Origin of the sequence: Paenibacillus sp. IHBB 3054, from assembly GCF_051594305.1 — a bacterium.
Taxonomy (GTDB): Bacteria; Bacillota; Bacilli; order Paenibacillales; family Paenibacillaceae; genus Paenibacillus_AQ.
In genome coordinates, this window is sequence record NZ_JBOFBG010000006.1 from 61587 (window position 1) to 87858 (window position 26272).

The 26272-nt window shown below is 51.7% G+C and carries 15 protein-coding genes; 4 read left to right on the forward strand and 11 right to left on the reverse strand.

Annotated features, from left to right (window positions below; all coding sequences use genetic code 11):
• The first annotated feature begins 145 nt into the window (after positions 1 to 145).
• The 3 genes from ACQ76X_RS09495 to ACQ76X_RS09505 all read left to right on the forward strand — a co-directional run bounded on the left by ACQ76X_RS09495 (position 146) and on the right by ACQ76X_RS09505 (position 9683).
• Complete coding sequence (locus ACQ76X_RS09495; protein ID WP_438493266.1) at positions 146 to 7252, forward strand: 5'-nucleotidase C-terminal domain-containing protein; 7107 nt, start codon at positions 146 to 148, stop codon at positions 7250 to 7252.
• A gap of 199 nt (positions 7253 to 7451) precedes the next feature.
• A complete protein-coding gene (locus tag ACQ76X_RS09500; RefSeq protein ID WP_438493268.1) occupies positions 7452 to 8354 on the forward strand; it encodes an ArsR/SmtB family transcription factor in 903 nt (300 codons plus the stop codon).
• Between the two features lie 54 nt (positions 8355 to 8408).
• Positions 8409 to 9683 carry an MFS transporter gene (locus tag ACQ76X_RS09505; RefSeq protein WP_438493270.1) on the forward strand — a complete coding sequence of 425 codons (1275 nt, stop codon included), beginning with the start codon at positions 8409 to 8411 and terminating at the stop codon, positions 9681 to 9683.
• A gap of 120 nt (positions 9684 to 9803) precedes the next feature.
• On the opposite strand, the gene ACQ76X_RS09510 is transcribed toward ACQ76X_RS09505, so the two are convergent.
• From ACQ76X_RS09510 to ACQ76X_RS09560, 11 genes are all read right to left on the reverse strand, one after another.
• Positions 9804 to 10442: a histidine phosphatase family protein gene (locus ACQ76X_RS09510; RefSeq protein WP_340895168.1), complete on the reverse strand. Its 639-nt coding sequence runs from the start codon at positions 10440 to 10442 to the stop codon at positions 9804 to 9806.
• A gap of 55 nt (positions 10443 to 10497) precedes the next feature.
• Positions 10498 to 11304, reverse strand: coding sequence for an aminoglycoside N(3)-acetyltransferase (locus ACQ76X_RS09515; RefSeq protein ID WP_438493272.1), 807 nt, complete (start codon positions 11302 to 11304; stop codon positions 10498 to 10500).
• Positions 11305 to 11321: 17 nt separating this feature from the next.
• On the reverse strand, positions 11322 to 12908 hold the full coding sequence (locus tag ACQ76X_RS09520) for a response regulator (RefSeq protein WP_438493274.1): 1587 nt from the start codon (positions 12906 to 12908) through the stop codon (positions 11322 to 11324).
• Positions 12905 to 14809, reverse strand: coding sequence for a cache domain-containing sensor histidine kinase (locus ACQ76X_RS09525; RefSeq protein ID WP_438493275.1), 1905 nt, complete (start codon positions 14807 to 14809; stop codon positions 12905 to 12907). Before ACQ76X_RS09525 ends, ACQ76X_RS09520 begins: the two co-directional genes overlap by 4 nt.
• An 88-nt stretch (positions 14810 to 14897) precedes the next feature.
• On the reverse strand, positions 14898 to 16586 hold the full coding sequence (locus ACQ76X_RS09530; RefSeq protein WP_438493277.1) for an extracellular solute-binding protein: 1689 nt from the start codon (positions 16584 to 16586) through the stop codon (positions 14898 to 14900).
• 114 nt (positions 16587 to 16700) lie between these two features.
• Positions 16701 to 17591, reverse strand: a complete 891-nt coding sequence (locus ACQ76X_RS09535) for a carbohydrate ABC transporter permease (protein WP_438493279.1) — start codon at positions 17589 to 17591, stop codon at positions 16701 to 16703.
• Between the two features lie 18 nt (positions 17592 to 17609).
• Positions 17610 to 18599, reverse strand: coding sequence for an ABC transporter permease (locus ACQ76X_RS09540; protein WP_438493281.1), 990 nt, complete (start codon positions 18597 to 18599; stop codon positions 17610 to 17612).
• Between the two features lie 198 nt (positions 18600 to 18797).
• A complete protein-coding gene (locus ACQ76X_RS09545; protein ID WP_438493283.1) occupies positions 18798 to 22025 on the reverse strand; it encodes a cellobiose phosphorylase in 3228 nt (1075 codons plus the stop codon).
• 103 nt (positions 22026 to 22128) lie between these two features.
• Positions 22129 to 23466, reverse strand: coding sequence for a glycoside hydrolase family 30 protein (locus ACQ76X_RS09550; RefSeq protein ID WP_438493285.1), 1338 nt, complete (start codon positions 23464 to 23466; stop codon positions 22129 to 22131).
• A 96-nt stretch (positions 23467 to 23562) separates the two neighbouring features.
• Positions 23563 to 24579 (reverse strand): LacI family DNA-binding transcriptional regulator, encoded by a 1017-nt coding sequence (locus ACQ76X_RS09555; protein ID WP_438493287.1) that lies wholly within the window; start codon positions 24577 to 24579, stop codon positions 23563 to 23565.
• Between the two features lie 53 nt (positions 24580 to 24632).
• Positions 24633 to 25115, reverse strand: a complete 483-nt coding sequence (locus ACQ76X_RS09560) for a hypothetical protein (RefSeq protein WP_438493288.1) — start codon at positions 25113 to 25115, stop codon at positions 24633 to 24635.
• A gap of 221 nt (positions 25116 to 25336) precedes the next feature.
• Between ACQ76X_RS09560 and ACQ76X_RS09565 the strand changes: the two genes are divergently transcribed.
• A complete protein-coding gene (locus ACQ76X_RS09565; RefSeq protein ID WP_438493290.1) occupies positions 25337 to 26182 on the forward strand; it encodes an HNH endonuclease in 846 nt (281 codons plus the stop codon).
• The last annotated feature ends 90 nt before the right edge of the window (positions 26183 to 26272 follow it).

A 26272-nucleotide genomic window follows, 5' to 3' on the forward strand; every position in this document is an offset into this window, starting at 1 on the left:
CGAACCGAAATTTCCAATATTTCTATGTTATTTAACCCATGTTTAATATATATTTAATGGTAGACAACCTATCATTTAATGAACAGATGATAGAGTTAGGTTAGGTTGAGTGATTATCGTAAACGAGAGGAGAAGATTCGAACAAATGAAAATCTCATCAAGGCAAAGAAAATGGTGGTCTGCGGCACTCTCAATGCTGCTCGTTACCGGTATTGCCCTGCCCGCACCACAGACCGCTTCTGCGGCCGAGGATAACAGCTCACCCGTAATCTCCCAGGTATATGGTGGCGGAGGAAACTCCGGAGCCAAATACAAAAATGACTTCATTGAGCTTTATAATCCGACCGATACAGCTGTCGATCTGACTGGCTGGAAGGTTAGATATGCCAGCAGTGCCGGATCATTCGGCACCAACAACATCCCTCTCGCCGGTATCCTTCCAGCCAACGGTTACTATTTGATCATGGGCGCAGGAGGAAATACTGGAGATGCGTTGCCTACCCCCGATCTCATCCCTTCTTCGCTTATCAATCTGAGTGCCACCAACGGTAAAGTCGATTTATTGGACGGTACCGATACCCAGGTTGACCTTATTGGATACGGCACTGCTAACTTTTTTGAGGGTACAGCGGCGGCTCCTGCCCTGACCAACGCAACCGCAGCAACACGCCAACAGTCCCTTGTATTGCCGTCAAGCAACCGCGGATTAGATACTAACCAGAACTCTACCGACTTTATTACTACACAAGCACCAGATCCGCGCAGTTCCGGTTCCGGGGTAGTCGACCCCAAATCTCCGGCCGTTGCCGCATCCATCGCTTCCGGCCTGCTCGTGGGCAAGGGAACTGAACTCGCTCTTACTACAAGCAGTGTAACCGCAAGCGTATACTACAGTGTATATGCAAATGGCAGCACTGACGCCTTAGCAGATTACGCATGGTATAATGCCCCGATTGTTCTGCAAGATGACAGTATCCTGATCAAAGCTTTCTCTAAAGAAGAAGGCAAATCCGACAGCGATATTTCACAGTTTAACTATACGACCAAGGATGCCGTGAGCGGACTGACGATTCCCCAGATCCAGGGCACTGTCCAATCCTCTACTTATACTGGTCAATTGGTGAAGGGCGTGCCGGGCATTGTGACTTACACAAGCGGCAGCACCTTCTATATCCAGAACCCGACGCCAGACAGCGATGTCCGGACTTCCGAGGCGATCATGGTCTACCTCCCCGGGAACAAGGTGAAGGTTGGTGATTCCGTGCTCGTGGACGGAACGGTCAAGGAATATAAGGAAGGCGGATATGATGGCGCCTCCGATCTGCTGACTACGGAAATTGCCGCAGCTCAGGCAAAAGTCATATCTTCCGGAAACGCTCTTCCCGCTGCTACCGTTCTTGGCACCGGTGGCCGCGCTATTCCCACTGCTGTCATTTCGGCCGGTTTGAGCAAAGAGCTTGAACCTGCCAAATATGCGCTCGACTTCTACGAGAGCCTTGAAGGCATGCGCGTTCAGCTCAATACCCCAAAGATTATCGGACCTTATGATTATGAAATTCCGGTTACCGTAAACAACGGTACCAGCACGACAGAAGTCAGCTCTCCGGCGGGCGGTCTGGTCCTTACAGGAGCAGACTATAATCCCCAGCGGATTCTGATTGCCAAGAAACCAAGCAGCCCGGTCAAAACAGGGCAGGTTTTTGCCGGCAACATCACCGGTATTCTCGGCTATGATTACGGAAACTTCAAAGTGCGTCCGGATAGCGAACTGCCTGTGGTAAACCCGGGAACCTCCAAGGACCGGGAAACTACCGCTTTGACAGCCGAAGCGGACAAATTGACGGTCGCTTCATTTAATGTGGAGAATTTCTCCAAATCCAACTCCTCCACTAAAATTAACAATGTGGCTAAATCCATTGTAAGCAATTTGAAAACACCGGATATCGTCGGCCTGCTGGAAATCCAGGACAACGACGGTGCCACGGACAGCGGCAATGTCGATGCAGCTGAGAGCTACAAGGCGCTGATCGACGCCATCACAGCACAGGGCGGTCCAGTCTATGCTTATACTGACATCTCCCCTGCAAACAACATGGATGGCGGTGCACCAGGCGCTAACATCCGGGCCGGATTTATTTACAATACTGCACGCGTTAAACTGGCTGGATCAGCCAGCAAAGGCGACGCAACAACAGCAGTTGCTTACACTAAAGACGGCGGACTCAGCCTGAATCCGGGCCGGATTGATCCAACCCACCCCGCATTCAAGAGTTCCCGCAAGCCGCTTGCGGCCGAATTTATGTTTAACAATGAAAAAGTTATGGTTATCGCTAATCACTTCAATTCCAAAACAGGCGATACTGGCCTTTATGGCGGCACACAGCCTCCGGTTAAGGCAAGTGAAACCCAACGGGCGGAAATCGCCAACGTGGTAAATGGCTTCGTGTCAGATGTCCTGACCAAGAATCCGGATGCCAATATCGTCGTTCTTGGCGATCTGAATGACTTCCAGTTCTCGAATACACTAAAGGTTCTGAAAGGCAGCGCATTGACCAATCTGATCGACACCCTGCCTCTGGGAGAGCGCTACTCCTATATTTATGAGGGCAATTCCCAAACGCTGGATCACATGCTGGTCAACAATAAGCTGGCCTCCAGATCCACACTCGACATCGTGCATATCAATGCCGACTTCCAGGAAGAAGAAGGACGGGTAAGCGACCATGACCCGCTGCTGACTCAAATTGACTTCGGCACCGACACTTTCAACCTGCGTGTGTTACACACAAATGATACGCACAGCCACCTGGAGAATGTAACCAGACGCACGTCGGCGATCAGTAGTGAACGCACAGGCAACACGGTGCTGCTGGATGCAGGGGACGTGTTCTCCGGAACCTTGTATTTCACCCAGTTCAAGGGGCAGGCAGATATCAAGTTCATGAACAACATCGGCTATGACGCGATGACATTCGGCAACCATGAGTTCGATCTGAACAAGGATCAGCCGGAAGTGCTGAAGGACTTCGTGACGGCAGCCAAATTCCCGTTCGCCAGCTCCAACATCGATTTCACTACGAAGAAAAGCGAACTCGCGGAGCTCTATCACAATACGATCGGAACGCTGGAAACCGACGAGTCCCTGAGCACGGCCAAGGATGGCAACATTTATCCTGCGGTCATCAAGGATATTTACGGCGAGAAAATAGGTATTTTTGGCCTAACAACCGAGGACACCGTTGGACTGGCATCGCCAGGTGATAAAATCAGCTTCAAGGACCATGTGGAAAGCGCCAAAAACACAGTTAAAATGCTGGAGAACCAGGGAATTAACAAGATCATCGCCGTTACCCATCTGGGTTACACTGTTGATCAGGAACTGGCGAAGGCTGTTCCCGGAATTGACATTATCGTTGGCGGACATTCGCATACGAAGGTCGATAATCCTCCGACGCCAATTGTTAATGCCGGAACTGGCAAGAATGTACTGATCGTGCAGACCGGTGAATACAGCCAATTCCTCGGGGAATTGGACGTAACCTTTGATAAAGACGGTGAAATTCTCGCCTACAACGGCAAACTGCTGGATGTTAATCTATTCGGCGAGGATGCTACAGCCAAAGCTTTGCTTGCTCCTTACGACGCTGAATTGGCAGCTGTCCGCAGCGAAGTCGTAGGCTCGACTGACGTCGATCTCTACACCAACCGCACCATCGACGGTAAGTCTGTACGCGTTGTGCGTCAGGAAGAAACACCGATCGGCAACATGATTGCCGACAGTATCGCGGAAAAAGTCAAAGAGCTTATGCCGAATTTTGTGCCGGAAAGCGACCTTGCTTCCATTAAGGGCGTTGTGTCCATCCAGAATGGCGGCGGCATCCGTGCAGCCATCGACAAAGGCGACATCACGATGGGCGAAGTGCTGACCACACTGCCTTTTGCCAACAGCCTTGCTGCGCTCAAGGTAACGGGCTCGGAAATCATCTCCTCTCTGGAGAACTCGGTCAGCGGCCTGAGCTCCGACCAAGGACGTTTTGCTCAGGTTTCCGGCATGAAATACACGTATGATTCCACGAAAACACCTGAAATTGTGGATTCCATAACAGGCAAAGTAACACAAACCGGGGAACGTATCGTATCCGTCGATATCCTGCAGGCTGACGGCTCCTACGCACCAGTTGACCCGAACGCTTACTATCTTCTGTCCACGAACTCCTTCATGGCAGGCGGCGGAGACTTCTATCGTGCCCTGGCTGCTGCCAAGGCAGACGGACGTTATTATGAGCTTGGTCTTCCGGATTTCGAAGTTCTCTTGTCCTATTTGAACAAGCATAAACCGGTCAATGTCGAAGTCGAGGGCCGTATCACGGACTTGAAGGGAACTCCGTCGCCGGACGAAGACTTCTCTTTACGCATTCTGCACACCAACGATACGCACAGCCATCTGGAAACTGTAGTTAAACGGATGACAGCGATCAAGCAAGAACGGACCGGCAACTCCATCCTGCTTGATGCAGGGGATGTATTCTCCGGCACACTGTATTTTACGAAATTCGAAGGACTGGCTGATCTTGAATTCATGAACTATATCGGTTATGACGCTATGACCTTCGGAAATCATGAGTTTGATAAAGGACTGCCTGCATTAAGATCGTTTATTAATGAGGCCAAATTCCCGTTCATCAGCTCAAATATCGACTTCACGAGCAAGGATAACGAACTTAAGGATATTTTTGTAAATAAAACCGGCGGCACTACCGCCACACCAGCACTGGATGGCCACATCTACCCTTCGGTCATTAAGGATGTGTATGGTGAAAAAATCGGCATATTCGGACTCACCACCGAGGATACAGTAGGCTTGTCTTCACCGGGTGACAAGATTGCCTTTAAAGATTACAAAACAAGCGCAGAGAACACAGTGAAAGCACTGAAAGAACAAGGCATCAACAAAATCATTGCTGTCTCCCATCTGGGGTACAACATGGATCAGCAATTGGCTGTTCAGGTGCCGGGCATCGACGTAATTGTCGGCGGGCACACCCATACCAAGCTGGACGCTCCTGTAATCTTCAATAAAGACGGCGAACCGACACTGGTTGTACAGACCGGGGAGTATGGCCAGAACCTCGGCGAACTGGATGTTGAATTCGACGACAACGGCGTTATTACCAACTATACGGGCAAGCTGCTGGACGTAAGCAAGTTCGCCGATGATCCGGCCGCTAAGGAAATGCTGGCCAAATATGACGTGCAGCTTGCGGAAATCCGCCAGACCCTTGTCGGCAAAACCGATGTGCCTCTGGTCTATGAACGACTGGTCGACGGAAAAACAACCCGTGTTGTACGCAAGGAAGAAACCAATCTGGGCAATCTCATTGCCGACGGCATTAACGCCAAAGCCAAGGAATTGGTAAGCAAGCTGATTTCTGCCGAAGATCTTTCCACGATTAAAGGCTTTGTCGCTATTCAGAATGGCGGCGGCATCCGTGCCGGCATTGATCAGGGAGACATTACACTCGGTGAAGTGCTGACTGTAATGCCGTTCTCCAACAGTCTGGTGGCTCTCAAGGTTACCGGACAAGAGATTATTGATTCTCTGGAGAACAGCGTCAGCGGACTTGAGACCGACCAAGGACGGTTCGCACAGGTTTCGGGTATGCGCTATACCTACGACTCCACCAAACCGGCAGAAAAAATCAATGCAACTACAAACGTTCTGGAGCAGGAAGGAGCGCGCATAGTTTCGGTTGATATTAAACAAGCCGATGGCAGCTACGTTGCCATTGACCCTGCAGCTTACTATATCCTGTCCACGAACTCCTTCATGGCAGGCGGCGGAGATTTCTACCGCTCACTGGCTACAGCTAAGGCAGACGGCCGGTTCTATGAGCTGTACCTGCCGGATTATGAGGTCTTTACCGACTATCTGAAAAAATCCGGCACTGTAAACCCTGCTACGGAAGGCCGTATTACCGATCTGAAAGGATCGACGCCAACACCACCACCTTCCACTGGTGGCGGATCGCTGCCAACGCCGACACCGGCACCTAGTGCAACACCGGCTCCATCAGCAGCACCGCAGGTGACTACAATTACAGCAGCCGATCTGACCGGCAAATTGGCATCACTGCCTAGCGGCAGCAATGAGCTCGTCATTCCGGTTACCGCCACAGCAGGCGGAGTACAGGTTGTACTGCCAGGCAGCGTGCTGGTCAAACAGGCCGCAGCCAACCCTGCGACAGTTCTTACGTTCACTTCACAGGGAGCTTCCTACTCGCTTCCGTTAAGTGTCCTGAACGGAACAGCACTGGCTGCGCAGCTTGGCACCACCGACTTTACGATTACAGTTTCCATGCTGCTGGCAAGTCCGGCAACACTCAGCAGCGTGAATCAGGCGCTGGCTTCCCAAGCCGGTTCCGTCACTCTGGCGGCTCCGGTCATTGAATTCAGCATTACCGCACAAGCGGGAACTAACAGCGTGCCGCTCAACAGCTTCGGAAGCACTTATGTGAAGCGGAGTATCACTGCTCCAGGGAAACTGAACTCCGAGAGTGCAACAGCGGTATCCTTTGATCCGGCAACGGGCAAAATTTCCTTCGTGCCTTCTCTCTTCACAACAAAGGCTGACGGAACTACCGATGTCACCATTAAACGGAACAGCAACAGCTATTACACGGTTGTGAAATCAGCCAAAACATTCGGAGACATCACGGGGCACTGGGCCAAGTCGGCCATTGATCTCTTGGCCTCCAAGCTGATCATTACCGGAACCAGCGATACGGCGTTCTCCCCTGCCCAGAAGGTGACACGGGCGGAATTCGCAGCACTGATCACACGCTCCCTTGGCCTTGCGGCAACAAGCAGCGGAGCAGCCTTCAGTGATGTCAGTGCAAGTGCATGGTATGCCGATGCCATTCACACAGCAGCCACAGCGGGCCTGATCACGGGCTACACAGACGGCAGCTTTAAGCCGAACAGTCCAATCACCCGTCAGGAGATGGCCTCCATTCTGTCGAAGGCGATGAAGTACACCGGGGCAACCTTAACTGCCGATCCGGCCCGGCTTGCGAAATTCAGCGATGCCGCCGACATTGCCGCATGGTCGCAAAGTGCGGTAGAGGAAATTGCTGCAGCGGGCATCATCCAGGGCAGAGCGGACGGCTCATTCGCTCCACAAATGTCTGCTACCCGCGCGGAAGCAGTTACCATGCTGGAGAAGACTCTGAAGTCCCTTCAGTTCATCAACTAAGCTGAGACAACTTTTACAGCAGCATAAAAAGGCGGTTCCAAAGGCGCAAATGGCGTCCGGCGGAAACGCCTTTTTTTATTTTTCCTTTATATTGAAATTATAGTTTAGTTCGCATATAATAAAACAAATAAATAGTTCTATATTTATAGAACAAATATCATTCACACACATTTACAGAAGGAAATGAGGAACCTCAACAATGTACAAAGTAGAAGTCGACTTTGCGCCCATGTATGAATGTATCGCCAGCCTGAACGCTTTTCTCTGGAAGCAGAATCATAATGCCATGGATGGAGGAAAGCTCTGGGTCCGTGAGGTCCAGGCCAGATTTGCACCGGTGCAGCTCCAGAGAATGCGGGAGATTATTACCCTTGTCGAGGATTTCAGTTTGGCGCCGTATATTTGGAGTTGTCCGGGGGACCGTTCGGTCAGCGGCTTTATGCACTGGTTCGAGGATCTGTCTGCGGGTGAGCTGTTTGAGATTGCCGGACGCTTCGGACAATCCGTCCCGTCCAATCTTGCGGAGCTGCGGAACTCCACCTCTGAAATTCTGCGTGCCTGGGATGCAGGTTATTTCAGTGGAATCAATCCCGAAATCCTTGAAGGGTTAAGCCAGGAGGCTGAAGCCAGACGGGCGATGCTGAACGGCGGGAATGACATGGAGGTCTTCGAACAGGCAACCGAGGGCATGCGGCTGTATCCTGCCGAGCAGCTGAAGCAGGTGATTATTATTCCGCAATATCATCCCCGGCCTCTGGTTACTTCCGCTATGTACGATGAATTTGTATTTACCAGCTACTCCTGTGATGTTCTTCCTCCGGAAGAAGGACGTCCGGCTCCCGCACTGCTCCGGCTTACCCGGGCGCTGTCCGATGAGACGCGGCTGTACATTCTCCGCCTGCTTGCAGGCAAACAGCTGAACTTCACCGAGATCGTCAAGCAGGTCGGCCTGTCCAAAAGCACGATTCATTATCATCTTATCGCTCTGCGCGCAGCTGGTCTCGTCATTGTCCACTCCAGCGGAAAAAGCGTATCGTACAGTCTGCGCCTTGAAGCACTGAACAATCTGCCTCATCAGATCGGGGCCTACCTGGAGAGCTGATGCAGTGATTGGAACTGATCTAGTAAGGTTTGCCTTGAAAGGGGAGTACATCCTGTGAAAAAACGCAGCTATTATGGTTTGCTGTCCACCATATCTTTGAGCGCCTTCGGGGATGCTTTTGGCCTGCTGGCCATGGAGTGGCTGGTCTACGAGCTGACCGGCTCCAAGCTGGCTATGGGGGCACTGGCCCTCAGCTCCGGCATTCCGGAGCTGCTTCTGCGCCTGCTGGGTTCGCCGCTGTCCGACCGGCTGCACCGCGTGCGCTTCATGGCCTGCCTGGCGGCTATCCGCCTGCTGGCGATTGCGCTGCCGCTGGGCATGGGCCTGGCCGGGAAGCTGGAGCTCTGGCATCTCTTCGCCGCCGCCAGCCTCAGCGGGGCCTGCGCCGCGCTGTTCATGCCGACGGCCATGGCGGTGATTCCCGGCGTCGCCGACAGCCGGAAGCTGGTGCGCGCCTTCGCCATTATCGACGGCTGCAAAGGCGCGGCCGCGCTGCTGGGCCCGGCGCTTGCCGGTGTATTGACCGCCGCCAGCGGAGCCCTGCCGGCGCTTGGCATCAACGCGGTTTGTTATACCGCTGCCATAGCCACTCTGCTGTGCCTGCCGAAGATGCCGAAGCCATCGCCGCGCTCCGGCACCTTCTCCATACCCGCTTATATGCGGGAGATTGCCGAAGGCTTCACCTTCTACAAGCAGTTTCCGGCGATGTTGACCATTATGATGATGGCCTCCATCAGCAACTTAAGCTCCGTTGCCGTCTGGACTATGATGGTTCCCTATGTACGCGAGGTACTCCACCGTGACGCGGCGGCTATGGGTACACTAACAACAGCTTCCGCACTTGGAACCTTAGCCGGACTCGGCATAATTTCCCTGCTGGGTGAAATCAAACGGAGACGTTTCGTGATGCTGGGCAGCCTGGGAGCCATTGGGCTCTCCACTGCGCTCTGGGGCCTGATTCCGAGCTTTCCGTTTGCGCTCGCTGCCGTATTCGCCGCCGGAGTCCTTGGCCCCTTCTTCGGCTCGTTAAGCTCCTCCCTGCATGGCCGGCTGGTTCCCGGCAACCTGCAGGGCCGGGTCAACTCGATCCGCTTCCTGATCGGCGGCAGCCTGCAGCCCTTTGGCGCTTTTGCAGGCGGAGCCGTCGCCGAGCTTTACGGCGTACCTGCACTGTTCCTGGCCGCCGGGCTGCTTCCTCTCCTTTGCGCCGGACTGGCGCTGCTGCTCCCGGGTCTGAAGGCGCTGGACGGCGACCTGTCTGCACTTGAAGCTAAGACCCGGCAGAGCGGTGGGACCTTTGTAGCGCAAAGCGCAATCGCCGAACAGTGACGGAACAAATAAATGCTCAGATCAGCCCACCGGAAACAGGCGATGCCGGATTCCCGGATCATCGCCTGTTGGCTGCTTCTATTCGATTAATAATCTACCGGAACACAAATCACGAATCAGCTAGGATTCCATTCCGGCTTCGCTTGTTTCATAATGGCTCGTATCTCCATGCAGCACAATTTCCGGCACACCGTCCGTAATATCAATTCTGCACAGGCAGGTCGGATAAATATATGGCAGATCCCATAGCTGCTCCATTGCCCTGCCTTCAAAATGGGCCATCAGCACCTTAATCACTACAGTATGCGTAACAATGAGTACGGTCTGCCCTTCATGCTTGTCCACAATCTCCAGAAGCTTCTGCAGTGCCCGTTCCTGCACCTCCCGGAACGTCTCGCTGCCTTCTACAGAGAATTTCTCCGGGTCTTTCCAGAAATAATGATGCTGCTCCGGATGAGCGCGCTCAATTTCCGCAGACTCGCAGCCTTCCCACAAGCCCATTCGGATCTCCTTGAATTCATCGCAAGCGATTACCGGGACCGTCCGTTCTCCGCGGATAATCTCTGCCGTACGCAAGGTCCGCTCACTGGAGCTTGCATAGATGGCATCAATCTGTACCTTGTTTAACCCACGGTTCAACCATTCCGCCTGCTGCACGCCAAGCGGCGTAAGCGGCGAATCCTGATGTCCCTGCATCCGCTGCTGGACATTCCACTCCGTCTGTCCATGCCGTGTGAGATATATTGTTGTCGTCCCCATGTCCGCTCCCCTTTTCCTGGCTCCGATTGTTCGTGATTCATTCATTCCGGCGGATTCAAAGATTCCGCTTTTTCTCCAGCCACTTCACCGCATAATCAACAATCTCCTGCTGCGGAATCAGCTGAGCTACCGAGGCGGCAACCGTACCATATGTAATCCGTCCCGTATCTTGGCCAAATTCCCCGCCAAGCGCTGCGAAGTCATCCGAATTCCAGTTGAAATCTCTGAATTCCACCCATTGTCTGGCTCTATCCACCAGCATTGGCGCTCCGGCGGTTACCTCCTGCTTCCCGGCATAACTTGCCCGGTGTTCGGCCAGATGAAGTGAGGTATTGTTGACATGATCCACCCCGAGCAGCAGCACGCTTCCATTCAGATCATAGATCCGGGCGAGGGGAGAATGTTCCCCCAAGGCAAAATCCAGCGCATGGCCGTCAATAATCACATCCCGGTGTTTCCCCCATGCGGCGAAGGAATGGATCGGATGGCTGCTGCGCCTAACCCCCTTCTGCTTGCGGAAGCAGTCGGGTATGATCCCCATTCCCCTCAGCAGCGTCATGTCCGGATCATAGGCCGGCATCTGCTCCCGGATACTCTGCCACCATTCCTTGGGCACCGGCGGATTGCTCCAGCCGGCCGGATCGGTTAGATCGGAGGAATGGGTAGGCATCACGAGCGTCCCTTCCTCCCCCAGCACCTGCTCCAGGGCGAGAATAACCGCCACCGGTCCACCGGCTACCCACTGGCCCAGCGATTTAAAGGACGAATGCAGCAGCAAAGTCATACCTTCGGTTACTCCCAGCTTCCGGAGATCTGCCGCAAGCGTCTCAACCGTAATCAAATCCCCTTGTATTTCTTCCACTTTAAACCCTCCAACAGCTAATAGAATTCCTTGTTATCCGCGCGGGAAGGCGTCCTCTCCAGCTGCTTCATCCGGAATTCCCCCGGGGAGATGCCCTCCAGTTCCTTAAATACGCGGGCAAACTGCTTGCTGTTCTCGAACCCGACAGCCTCAGACACCTCCGCCAGCTTGATGCAGTTTTCGGACAATAGTTTCTTGGCATGGCGGATGCGGACTTTTTTCAAGTATACGACAAAGCTCTCGCCAGTATAAGCCTTAAAGGCTTCACTGAAATAGGAGTAGCTAAGCGAAACGTAATTGCTGACCATCGCCATATTCAGCGGGCGGGAATAATGGTCCTCGATGTAAGCCAGTGCCTCTTCCATATCGGCATGCTCACTATGAGCAGTCCTAATGCCTATAATATAATCGTTTATACTGATGAGCAAATGCTCCAGTGCACGGTAATAGTCATGGAAATGGCGGTAATTGTACAAATCACCGACCGTACGATACAGCTTCAGTACCTCTACGGAGGCCTCTCCGTGTACCCGGAACACCTCATCCAGCACACGTTCATTCATACTCCGGCCCACACTCTCCAGGTAAGCCAAATCCAATTGCGGCAAATGCTCGATCTGAAAAATAACGCCCAGGAGATTCCTGATCTCCTTCTCACGGTCTGTGCCCAGCATGTTGAGCAGCTTGCGCAGTTCTTCGTCCGGTGACGGAAAGCTAAGCCGGTCGGCCTGGATATCGGTATAATCCATAAAGCTTGCCTGCGGAGACAGGAAGGTATATTGCAGCGCACGGCAGGCTTCTTTGTAGCAGGTCTGGAATTCCTCCGGACTGCGGCCTTTGCTGCCTATACCGATGAGCAGCCCCCTCAGCTCCCTGGCCCCGGCTTGCCGGGACAGCTCCAGAAAACCTTCCCTACCGCTGCCGACCAGCACTAGCTTCCCCTCCCAATCCGTCAGAATCTCGATAAATTTCTGTTCCAGCGGACCGACCAGCCGTTCGGCCATCCCCTGCACTTCCTCCGGCTTCATTCGCGCACCGTCACTGTAATAATAATTCAGTACACCAACTGTAAAAGGCTGCTCCAACCGGCCCAGTTCCTCTTGCTGTTCGGGCGATGGCTGCACCTTCTGCGGCATCAGCAATCCCTTCAAACGGGCCGAACGCAGCTCCCTGCGGAAACCCTCCGTTTCCAGCTCCAGTCTGTGGACGCCGGACTCACGCTCCTTCTTCTCCTGAACGATTTGCTCCAGAATACTGAACAGCTCATCCCGGCGGATAGGCTTTAGCAAGTAATCCTTGGCACGGTAGCGGATGGCACTTTTGGCATATTCAAAATCATCATAGCCGCTCAGGATGATAACAGCCGGGTCTTCACCCGGCGCTGCCTCCGCAGACAAGTGCTCCAGCAGTGCTATGCCATCCATAACCGGCATGCGGATATCCGTAATAATAATGTCTCTGTGTTCCTGCCTGAACAGCTCCAGCGCCTCCGCACCATTGCCTGCCAGCGCAATACTATACTGCGAAGGATATTCCCTTTCGATCATCGCTTGCAAGCCCTGGCGGATCATTCTTTCATCATCTACAATCAGCAGTTTCATCATGGTTGTTTATCCCCCGTCAAAAGAACTTTAGGCAGCGTCATGAAGACCGTAGTCCATTTCCCTGGCTCACTCTGCACTTCCAGCCCGTAAGCGCCGCCATAAAACAGCTGCAGCCGCTGGTGTACATTCCTTAGTCCGATTCCGCTTGCTCTAGGATTATTGGCTCCCGTACCGCTAAAGCTTGCGGCCGGCTGCTCTTCTTTGACAGCGTACACGCTCTCGTTCAAAGTGGCCAACCGCTCCGCCGTAAGCCCGATCCCATTATCATGGACAGCTATAAAGATATCGCCTTCGGATTCCGAGATATCAATACAGATAATTCTCTCCTTCATTTCCTCTTTATCTCCGGTCCAGGCATGCTTAACACTGTTCTCAACTATAGGCTGCAAAGACATCTTCAGCACCTCCAGCTCTAAATAGTGAGCTTCAATGCGAAGCTTCAAAACAATAGGATACTCGAAGCGGATATTCATCACTTCAATGTAATTTTCGATATGGCGGACTTCATCACGCAGCTTCACATACTCGCCAGACCATTTGAAATTATAACGCATCATGCCGCCGAGCGAGGTCAGTGCATCGGAGATCGTACGCTGATTCTCCATTTCAGCCAGCATTTTAATATTTTCGAGTGTATTATACAAAAAATGTGCATCGATCTGGTTGTGTAATGTACGAAGCTCAGCCTCCTTGGATAGAGCTTGCTTTTGTACGGCCTGAGCAACTAAAGTATTAATCGTATTCATCAGCTTTGAGAAATGATGCGCGAGTTCGCCCACTTCCCCGCCGCCCCGGATCGTAATCCCCGTGTACGCCTCACCTCTACGCACTTTTTTCATCGTTTCGGTCAAGCGGCGCAAGTTCTTAAGAATAAAGGCATTAAGCACGTAAGCAATAACGGTCACTAATATAATAAAACCGATGTTAACGCCGATAATTAAATTCCGTGTATGTGAAATCTCCTTCATGACGCCTTCCATGGAGACTACATTAAGCAGGTGCGCATCAATCCGTTCCAGCGGAGTGTTAATAAACAGAAAAGACTTCCCGTTCTCCGTATAGTGAATATCCCAATTCCCTGTCTTATTATACGATTGCAGACGATCCGTAATTGCTGCAGCCATCTTCCTGTTCGCTTGCAGAAAAGAGTGGTCTGGCCGCGTAAACAGCTGCATTTCCCCATCGACCAGAAACATTTGAGATTGGCTATCCTGTACAGTTGTATAAGTCTTAGGCGTAAACCGCTCCAGCAGCATATCGACTTGCACCATTCCGATATGGTTATCCTCTGGAATGCTCATTTCACGCAGTAGCGATACTTTTGGCACAATCTTTGGTTTTTGTCCGTAAAAACGCTCCAGCAGATCCCGGTCACTATTTAGAAAAGACCACGAAAATTTCCCCTTCAGCTTTTGTGCTTTCTGGTACCAAGGCTCAGAGGCTACACGACTTTCACGGAAGATAATGGGCGAAATCTCATGAACATTACTATTCGAATACAAGCGCAAGTGTTCGATGTTCGGATTGTTATATTGGATGCGTGTAATATTCGTAAAGACATTGGTGTTAAAATCTACTAACTCTACCAGATCCGGTTCTTCCATATTTGCCAGATAATCCGTTACCTCCTTATCCTCATAGGCCATTTGAACCGCACGTTCCATCACTTCGATCTGATTATTGATATGCAGCTTCTCCATCTGCAGCAGATAGCTATTCTTGTCGATAGCATCCTTGAAGTAAGTATTGTTGATAGCCTTATACGAATAAAAGGACACCATTAAACAGGGGCCCAAAATAATAAAAATATAGGCGGCGATTAAGCGGCTTTGCAGTGAACGCCTCCCCCACCAATAAAAAAATGATTCCCATATATCCCGAGTACGCTTGCCCAGTTTCACGCTGTAACGTTCACCTCACCGTTAGTACGACTACTTATTTTAAACGCCCAAAAGCCCGCGGTCAGCGGGCGTTTTGAGCCTTACTATTTTACATGCCGAGTTTCTTCTTGTTCTCTTCATATTTCGTTTGTTGGAAAGCCTGCACCTTTTCAAGACCCAGATCCTTTTGTTTGTCGATGTACGCTGTCCAAATTTTGTCGAATTCCCCGTCCGAAGAAGCCATCAGCAGCTTCGGCAGTGTTTTGCTGCGCAGCTCTTTAACTTTGGCTAATATAATCCCTTCCGGAGAGTTGGCCAATGGATCAATCTGGTCAAACTCGGAGATACTGTGTGTTTTTCCTCGGGTCCAGTCTTCAAGCTGTTTGAAAGGCTCTACCGATTTGGGTGTCCATTGATCTGTAATATTGGTATTCATCAGCATCCAGAAGGTAAAGGAGGAGCCGTATTGCTTGTCGAATGCCGAACGGTCTTTATTCATCAGTTCAAATACTTCGGGTTTGAATTGATCTTTGCCATCGATGGTATCGTAGCTCACACCTTTTTCCCCTAAATAAAGGTCTTTATTGCCTTCCTCACTGTTCAGGTAGCTGAGGAACTTGATGGCACGGGCTTTATCCTTCACATCTTTGGAGATAAGGGTTACTGTCCAGCCGGAAATAGCAGGCCCGTTCAGCGTAGGCGCATCCAGGTTCGTGTTAGCCGGTCCGTCCACAGCGATATAGATTTTATTCGGGTCTTGCTGATACATTGTGCCAAGCTGTGTTGCAAAGTCGGTACGTTGATACAGCATTGCGAAATAACGGCCTTGAGCAATTTTTTCTTCCATTTGCGGACGTTTGTCGATAAAGATATCCTTGGCCAGCAGTCCGTCCTGATTAGCTTGGCGAAGTGTCTTCATCCATCTGATATATTCAGGATCTGTCTCGCGGTTGTACAGCTTGCCGTCTTTTTCTCTTGGAATAGCCAGGAAGTTCTGAATGTATTGCTCCAACGAATCGTTACCGGTTGCGGTAAACTCATGCAGACCCAGCGGAATCATCGGTTGTCCATCGATATCAGGGAATTTCTCTTTTGCAGCCTTCAGCGCGTTCATGAATCCTTCCGGTGTGCGCATGTCTGGGCTGCCGATAGCTTCATACATATCCTTGCGGACAACGAAGGTTTGGTTGGATACATATTTATCGCCATATTTCTCATAGTCGGCTGGAGAAGAGGAAGCATTAGGATAGCCGTAAACATTGCCATCCGCTTGAGTATACCATCCTAATTTGTCTGGATCGGATACTTTGTAGAAATAAGGGTCATATTCATCAGCCAGCTTATTAAGCGGAAGCACAAGCTCGCCTTCGATCATTTTCTTAACAGCATCTTCGTACCAGCCCAGCGTGATGAAGTCGGGTAGCTTACCGGAAGCCATAAGGGTATTCAGTTTTTCATTTTCATTACCTGCAGGAACGATGAAGTTAATATCTACACCGGTTTTTTTGGTAATATATTGGGAGGTTGGGTCTACACCCCATTTATTAGGGAACCAGGCGAAATTTAGATACCAGTCAAAGGTAATCGGAGAAGTATCGGACTTCCATCCGGGTTCATCCGCAGATACGGGCGCTTTGGTCGCCTCTGCTGTTGCTGACGCATTGGCCGTTTTCCCGTTATTAGCCTTACCCTCGTTATTCTTCTCACCATTGCCGCTGGAACAGGCTGCTGTTGAAAGTGACATGATTAATGTCAGCAGCAGAAGCACCATTTTCTTTGGCTTACGTTTTATTCCCATGCTTTTTTACCCCTTTTCTGAGAATGTGTAATTATAAGCTATAACCCCAGAACCGTTGCGAAACGACTGGAGGAGTTACCTTGGTGTGCCGAAGCTTTGTTTTACAGGTCACTTTTAGCCCTTGATCGAGCCAATCATCATTCCCTTGACAAAATAACGCTGCAGGAACGGGTATACGAATACAATTGGAAGTGTAGTGACCACCATAGTCGCTAATTTAATCGACTGTGACGTTACCGTTTTGGTAAGGGCGCTGCCCTGAACGGCAACCATCATCTGGTTTGAACTGGACTGGGCCACAACACGGTACAAATAGGTCTGAATGGGCTGCATACTCTCATTGTTGATGTAAATCATCCCTGTAAAATAGTCATTCCATTGATACACACCATGGAACAACGCAATCGTAGCAAGGACGGGCATGGATACCGGCAGTATAATCCGCAGGAAAATCGACCAGTCATTGGCCCCGTCAATCCGGGCCGCCTCTTCCAATCCGTCTGGAATTTCCCTGAAGAAGGTCATCAGGATGATTAGATCGTAGAAGCTGAACAACACTGGAATAATATAAACCCAGAAGTTCTCTAGTAGATGCAGATCCCGCATGAGCAGATAGCTTGGAATGAGCCCCCCCGCAAAGAAGAGAGTTACTGTACCCATCAGAATATAAATTTTGCCTCCGATCAGATCCTTGCGGGAAAGCGCATAAGCTACCATGGCTGTAAAGAATACATGGGCGACTACACCGATTGCGGTCTTAGCCACGGTAATCCACATGGCCCGCATGATGCCAGGGCTTGCGAATACCGCCTCGAAGTTCTTAAAGGTGAACATGCGCGGCCACCAGTAAATATTGCCCAACATGGCGTCTTTGCCATCGTTAAAGGCGTTGATCAGCACGTACCAGATAGGATATAGGGTAATGAAACATATACATAACATGAAGACATTGTTGGCTAGATCGAAGATGACTTCGCCCTTTGTTTTGCGTTTCAGTGCAAACATGTGCAGGTCCTCCTTGGCCTAAAACAACGATGTGTCGTTGATTTTTTTGGTTACTCGATTGGCAATCAGCAGCAGAATGAGAGCGATAACTGATTTGAACAGCCCGATGGCAGCAGAATAAGAGAAACGCGCCGAAAGTAGTCCGGTCTGGTAAACATAATAATCAATTACATTACTACTGCTGTCATTAAGCGAATTGCGCAGGACCAGGATCTGGTCAAAGTTGGAGTTCATTACACCGCCGACCGCAAGAATAAACAGGATGCTGATCGTCGATTTGATTGATGGCAAAGTAACATACCACATCTTTTGGAACCTTCCCGCTCCGTCAATCGTTGCTGCTTCATACATCTCGGGAGATACACCGGCGATCGCTGCCAGATAGATGATAGCTGACCAGCCAAGCTCTTTCCAAATATCAGAGGTGATGATGATGGTCCAGAAATACTTGGGCTCTGCCAAGAACGTAATGGGCTGGTCGATTAAGTGAAGCCCCATCAAGATATGGTTGATGATCCCGACATCCGCCAGCCATGTGGCGAGAATCCCGCCGAGCACTACCCAGGAAAGAAAATGCGGCAGATAGGAAATCGTCTGAATGGTTTTCTTATACCGGATCGAACGGACTTCATTCAGAAAAAGTGCAAATATGATCGGCAAAGGAAAACCGACAAACAGCTTGATTAAACTGATCCCCAGTGTGTTTTTCATGACATTCCCAAAATTATCATCCGCTAGAAACTCCCTAAAGTGGGCAAGTCCTACCCAGGGGGCCTCGGAAATCGACTTGACGATATTAAACTCCTTGAAAGCGATGATGATGCTGTACATTGGAATGTAGTTGAAAATGATCATCCAGACCACGCCGAGCAATGCCATTGTCTGCAGATGGCGCTGGGCCAGAAATCTCCTCCAGAGTGGCCGTTTGTTACCAAAACCGGTTTCGATTACCGCAGGAATCAGCGGCCGTTTCGCCGGATTTATTCCGTCGCCTCTTTTGTTCTCCATGATATGGACCTCCAAAACCAATCTATCTATATTTAAAGCGCTTACAGCTTTATGTATTTATTGTAATTGTATTCCGCGTTCCCCGAAAGGCCGCAATTTTCATATTTAGGGGCTCATTTTTCGGATAAGGCTGAAATTTAAGATATTTCACACAAAAAGAGAAAGGCCTTTTCAGCCTTCCTCATTTGCACAGTCTCTTTAACCCATAACTGCACGGATCGCCACAATCTCTCCCCGGCGCAGGTCTTCAGCTTCCGCACCGCGCAGCAGCGCTCCCGAAATAGGGGTAACGGTCCCGTCACGGTAGACCAGCGTAAGGTTCTGGATCACCGCCCGCTCTGCCCCAAAGGTATCGGCCCGTTTGGGGTTGTGGTAGGTGACCTCCGTGCCCCCCAGGAAGTTGAATGACAGATTGCCCTGTTCATCGAACAGCCAGCCCGGCAGTGCCGGTGCAAGCGCCAGCGTCAATTCACCATCCTCTACTGTGAACACACGGCTTCCGGCCATCATCGTTCTCCACATGCTCAGGAACTCTGCGGTGGAACCGCTGAGTCTGGCTACAAATCCCCGGCCATGAGTGCCCGGGTCCGGATTCCCGCCCGTAGCAATGAACGAGGAATTCTCCAAGGTGCTGCGCCCGTATACAGCCGGATCGAGGAACGGAATCAGCGAAGTCTTCATTTCACTGAAGAACTCCTCGTACAGCCCTGATTTCAGCAGCTCCAGCAAATATTTGTAGGACATATGCAGGAAATTGGACTCCCGCTCCTGCCAGCCCGGAGTAAACGCCCGTATCCGCCCGATATCGTTCGACTCCTGCTCCAGCGAGACCGACGTCCGGTACATCGAAGTGACTGGATCGTATAGACCGGTATTTTTGACTCTGGTATAGATGTCCTTGGCCTGCTCTGGACTTTCCAGCGTTTTGAGCCAGCGGGTCGGCCCCTCCAGGAAATACGGCAGGGCATAGGCTTCGAACTCTTCCACCACAGCCTTCGGCAAGCCGTAGCCGCTGATTACCGGTTTACCCGCCTCATCCGTCACCGGCTGAAAGCGCACGGCCTCGAACCGGAAATAAGTTGGTGCAAGCCCGCCGCCCATTTCTACTGCTCTATCAATGCCTTCGTTAATTTTGAGCAAGAATTTGCCAAGCGCCTCACGGATGACGGCAAGTGTGACCTCGGCCAATTCACCGGCAATTCCGAACCGGATGCTCTCCCGGTAAGCTTCACGTGCCGAAGCTACAGTATCCCAGTAGTCAAATTGACTGGTCCCGCCGGCAAGCATAACCGTCACGGCTTGATGCACCCGCTCCAGCAGCAGCGCCACCTCCACCGGAAGCGCTACAGCTTCGGTGCCATCCCCCCCGTTCTCCAGCGCCTCCAGTAAGAAGAGGAGCATCCGTTTCAGCTCGAACGTCTCACTCATCCCTGAACCAAATAATCCGGGCAGCCCGTTCATGGCATCATTCCAGCCTGGTTTGTTGCCTTCCATTTCCACGCCCATGCCATACGGATCAAGGGTCGCAAATTTGTTCAAGGCAAGTGAGATCATCTTCACGAACAGATTCGTGCGGTAAATCTCCCCGAACCCGCCTTCCGTGCGCAGCCACTGGGTATCTCCGGCTTTGCGCTGCAGTCTGTGCAGCTTCTCCTCGTCCTCCAGCAGCGAACCATACTGCCGGACCTTCCCGCCGCTCAGCACATATTTCTCGCTGCGCGGAAGCACATAGGCCGGGCTGTCATAGAACGTGTAGGATTCATCCCCGAACAGCAGTTCCTGCTGTTTATCCGGGAATACATCCAGATAACCTTCGACCAGATCAAGATTGTACGTCCAGTGGTCGGACCAGAAGCCTTCGCCAAAGGCAGCCTCTATATTCTGCTGCGACAAAGCAAGCACACCGCTGAGCAATTGCTGTTCGTCTACCTTCAGCGTAATGTTGTGGTCGGCGATGTAATTGATCAGGCGGCCCGGTGTGAAGCGGCTTGCGCACAGCTTCACGAGTTCCTCCCGGTGATCGGCTGCAGCTTCGGCAATCCAGCCGGTCAGCTTCTCCGCATTCTCCGGCAGCACTTCAAAGCTGGTTCCCTGCACACTGAGCGGATTATAGCCGTCCGCCTGAATCAGGCTGTAGAACATTTTGATGTTGAAGCTGCCGACCTGCGGATGGAAAAATACATCGTTGCGCCGGTTCTGGTTCATATCGCGGAAATTCCCGTTGCCCTGGGAATAATATTCCGGTGCCAGAGAGAAGAAGTTATAATCCCGCTCCATATCGCCGTGCTTGCGCGAGTATAGATGTACTACAAAGCCGTCTCCCCCGTTGTCAAAGATAAACGGATAGCCGCCGCGCAGAAAGTTGTCGAGATAGGACTGCCGGCAGTAGGCATCGAACACTACTGAGGAGGTATGGGTGGCGATATCCGCCGTCAGCTCCTCGGTCAGGCTGGCTGCCTCCTGCGCCTTGGCTGTAATATACTCCTCGCGGCAGAGCTCCGCCGATTTCTGATTGATCTTCCCGATCTCGTTGACATGCCCGATGATCGTATTCAGCGTCAGCTTGCCGCCGGGAGCAAGCGTACGTGCTGTACCGCTGAAGCCGCAAGGCACCTTGTTCACCGGATATTGCGGCTGTTCCAGCAGCACTGCAAGTGGCTGTCCGGCGAAGCCGTCCGGGTAGGCAAGCGATGTGTTTCCGCCAAACACAAGCTCGAAATCTACAATCGGCGCCAGCATTTCCCCCTCCGCTGTGAAGGAAAGGTAGAAATGGCCGTTATTGATTTCACTGATTTCCGCATCATCATTCGTGCTGGAGCGCAGCTTATAGAATGGAATGCCATTCTCCAGGTTGTATACATCCATCCAACTGCGCAGCAGGTTGCCCATTTCCTTGTAGCCGCTGTTCTCCACACCGTAAGGAAGAATCTCCGGCAGACCGTCCAGCAGCTCAAACTCCAGCTTCTCAGTGCCTGTATTTTCGATTTCCACCCGCCGGATAAGCGCAGCATAATCATCATTTGGCAGGTTAAAGTAGTGTACGGTCGTCTTCAATCCATGCCCGGCATGAGCTTCCTCAATGGTTAATCCGTTCGGCAGGATGGTCATGGTCCGCTTGGCTGCAGGATCAGGACGTGCCGACTGGAATGGCTCATAGATTTCCGGCGCATTGCCCAGCTTGATGAAGGTGCGGAAGCCGGAAGACGCTACATTTTTATAAGAAATATTCGCCGGAGAAAATTCCATGATCGGCGAGTTTTTATCCCGTACCCCGAAGCTGCAGACCCCTTGGCCCCGGTTGACATAGAAGGTCCACATCGGAATTCCCTTGAGCCCGGCAAGCCCGGGCAAAAAGCTGGCAAACGGCTTGCTCTCGTGAAATTGCTCCATCACAAATTTGCCTGCATCAAAATAAGATTTGCTCATGACAAGCCCTCCTAAAAGTTTTGTGCGCTTTTGCTTCCTGAATTAACTTCGTTCAAAACTAGCTTCGGAAGCATTCACTTAAGTTTTGTGAGCTTATGCTGACCTACGAGAGGACATGTGTGACGATGGAGTGCGGCGCCAGGCGGCATTCGGCCAGCTCTGCACCCAGACCCAGAGTCAGGGAACGTTCTTCCCCGCTCTCATTCATCAGCACCACGGCAATGCTGCCGTCCGGATTGCGGAAAGCTGTGGAAAGCACACCTTCTGCAGTGGACTCCAGCCCGATCCGCACAGCACCCGGAGCGATAAATTTACTGAAATGCCCGATGTAATAATAAGAGCTGTTATAGTGCACCTCGTCCGTCGTCGTATCGGCAATGATCGGAGCATCGCAGAAATTGCCCACATGGTTCGGGCCTCCGGTCTCATCCAGCACCAGATTCCAGTCCAAATACCCTTCGGTCCAGGCGTTAAGATCACCGATCATATTCCGCCCGTAGCGTTCTCCTGTGAACCACTCTCCAAGCCGTACGCCGCCCTCCTGGCAGCCTTCCGTGAACAGCAGATGCTTATCCGGGAAAAGCTCATGTACCTTGGCCACCTTGTCGAATTCCTCACCGCCGTACCAGTGAAGACCGCTGCCCCATATATATTGCGCTGCTTCGGGATCAGACAGGATAGGTGTTACACGTTCGACCATAATATCGCGGTTGTGGTCCCAAATCACGATATTCACATCCGCCAATCCCGCTTCGTGCAGGACTGGTCCGAGATGATTTTTAACAAAATCCCGTTCCTCTTCCGCGCTGTAGATACAAGAATCCCAGGTCTGAACAGCTGCCGGCTCATTCTGAACCGAGACCGCCCATACCGGAATACCCTCTTTGCGGTAGGCTTCAATGAACTTTGTATAATACCGCGCCCAGGCATCCCCGTATTCCGGTTTCAGCGAACCGCCGTTATTCATCTCCCCGTTCGTCTTCATCCATGCCGGAGGGCTCCAGGGAGAAGCCAGCATTGTGAAAGGTCCGCCTTTTACCTCCATGGCATCCTTGATCAGCGGCAGCACCCACTTATGGTCATGGGAGATGTCAAAGGTAGCCAGCTCTGTATCATGGTCCTGCACATAGGTGTAATTGCCGAGTGCGAAGTCACAGCTATGAATATGCACGCGGCCCATACTGTAATTTAATCCCTCGACAGGATGAAAATAGCGGCGTATAACCTCCGCCCGTTTGGCAGGACTCATACGCGACAAAGTATAGCCCGCCGCTTCAGTGAAAGCACCGCCAAAACCTATCATCTTTTGAAATTCTACCTCGGGCTGCAGCTGCACATCGGCCTGCTGTCCGGCAGTACGGGCTTTAAACTGGATTCCCTCCTTCGGACTTAAACGTTCTCCTGTTTCTTTGGCAGTTACTACTGTGCTTACTGTTGTCATTTTGTCTGTCTCCTTTTGAATAAATTATGAATGCTATAATAATCGAAACCGGTTTCGATTATTTCGAAAAAAAAGCGCACCGAGGCGAACTCCCTTTTATTCATTGCCTGGCGGTGCGCAGGAATCCCTCACGACCACTTCGACGGGAAGCACAAGCGCTTCCATTCCTTGCCGATTGCCGTCGATCGAAGCCAGAAGAATCTCAGCCGCCCGGGTTCCGAGATTAGCTGTATCCTGCTTAATAGTCGTCAGAGCTGGAGTAACATACCGGGCAAGCTCAATATCATCGTAACCCATAACGGAAATATCCGCCGGTACCGCCAGCCCCTTGTCTTTGGCTGCCATAACCGCGCCTAACGCCAGCAAGTCACCCGAAGCAAAGACGGCTGTCGGGCGTTCCGGTAGTTCAAGAAGACTCTGCATTGCGGCATAGCCGCTCTCCAGGGAATAAAAAGCCCCCACCGAAACATACCCCTCCTGTACCTCAAGCCCGTGCTGCTTCATTGCAGCCTTATATCCATTCTCTCGCTGTTTGCCCGGGAATGTATTCTCTCCCCCCGATATATGGGCGATTCTCCGGTGTCCCAAAGAAGTCAGGTATTCCACCGCCTGCAGCGCACCGGCAATATTGTCCGAGCAGACCGTATGTGACTGAGTTGTCTCATAATCCAGTATAACCGTGGGAATATTGCTCTCCAGCAGCTCCTGAAAATAAGGATCTTCATAATCAGAGAGAAACACCACGACTCCGTCCACACCATGAATCCGGCAATTTTCCAAATACCCGCTTTGCTTGCCGCCGACATCCTTGGAGATAAACATCAGGGCATACCCTTTGGCCACAGCAACCTGCTTGAAGCTCTCAATCACCGCGCCGAAAAATGGATGACGGATACCGACGCCGGTGCCCTCCACGAACAGCACGCCAAGGGTCCATGATTTCTTCGTAGTCAGCGTGCGCGCATGTGCATTGGGTAAATAGCCCATCTCGCGGGCAGTCCGCAGAATCTCCTGGCGCGTCTTCTCCCGCACATCGGAGTAGTTATTAAATGCCTTTGATACCGTAGTTGGAGAGTAACCGGTTCTTTTGGCAATATCATATATAGTTGTCATTCCGGTGCACTCCCCCGGCTCAAATGAAAGCCCTTTATTTGTTCACTGCCATTCTAACGTCTTTCCGCACGTCCGTCCAGCATAAAATATCCCTGTACCGCAGGCAGCAGTGTAACAGCCTGAATCAGCAGGCCCAAGCTGGTATAGACCACATGGACAATGGATACAGCGTTCATCATGTAGGTCTGCACCATAATCCAGATAATTTGCCCGAAGCCGATATAGAGGGAAAGTGCCCACGCACTATGCAGTGTCCTGAACGGATTCAGCGGGGCCGCCCACTTCCAATCCGGCTTCTTGACTAGGCCATACAGCACCAGCAGCGGCAGAAGTCCAAAGATCACCAGCAGCAGAATGCCAGGGATTGCAAAATTCTCAAAGGGCGATCTTTCCAGCACGGAAGACGGCATCCCGATCATTTCACCACTGGGGTCTGCCAGCAGCATCAGTCCTCCCCCTATCGCTCCGACTCCCAGAAAAGCCTGAAGAATATACAGTAAAATTACAGCACCCGGTCTTTTCCCGGCTTGTGTCATTGCTAATCCCCTCGCATTCATCGTCCCAAAATATCGATCTAAACTTGCTTTGAGTAGATTTTACAGGTTCTCCCTCCACCTTGCTAAGACAGATGTCACAAATTAGGGAATCGGCGAATTTTTATGCTTGCGGTGTGAACAGACACACTTTACGTTATACTAAAGTTATTATCTGTTGAACAGGAAGTCTTTACTAATCCATAAAAAAATGAGGGGACCGGGTGACGCTGGCAAAGCATCATCCACACATGCCTATGACCGATACGAACCAGCTTTTATCCAAACAATGCGCCTATTGCCATAAACTAAAACCACTTGCCGAATTCCGCCGGCGGACCGGAAAACGCTCCAAGGGCCAGTCACGCCGCGGCGCCTGCCGGGAATGCCGCAAGGCCCGCGAAGCGGGATCCACTCCTGCACTGCTCCGCAGTATGGGAGCTGTGTCTGTGTCCGCTGTTTCAGCTCAGACTTCCGAATCCGGGCCTGCGGCTCCGCCCCGCCGGTCACCAGCTCCATCGGCACCGGCTCCTGCAGCTTCCAAGCCGCCTGCACCCAAAACCCATCTGCACTCCTTGCCGGAGCGCTCCAAGGAGGGTAAGACCGCACCTCTTACCTCCGGAGTCAAGGGAAAGACGCGTCCGCGCGGAGCCGAGCAGCGGCGGAAAGCGCCGCAGCCGTTTGGACCGAAGCCCGATCCGCAGGACGCCTCCGCCCTGATCCCTTCATTTAAAGGGATGATTCTGATGCGCGGACATAGCGACAAGGGACGCCGCTGGCACCAGGAAATCGATCTGGAGCTGGCTGTGACCCTTGTCAAAGAGCATGCCGCAATAGTTGTGAACCGCCGCACGATCCGCCGCCTGTATAGCAACAAGGATTTTCGGGCGTTAATTCTAAACAGGGACAACTATACTTGTCATTTCTGCGGCTTGTACGGAGACACTATTGATCACTTGCTGCCGCGCGCCAAAGGCGGCCACACCACTCCCGACAACTGCGTCTGTGCCTGCAATCAATGCAACCAGACAAAAGCCGACCAATATGTAGAAGAATTTATGGGCCGTTAAGAGCGGCGGGGCAGCTTTAGAAACCCACCTGCTGATCAAGCTTGCTCTACCCGGCTCCATTCCACTCACACCCCTAAATTTTTTCCATTT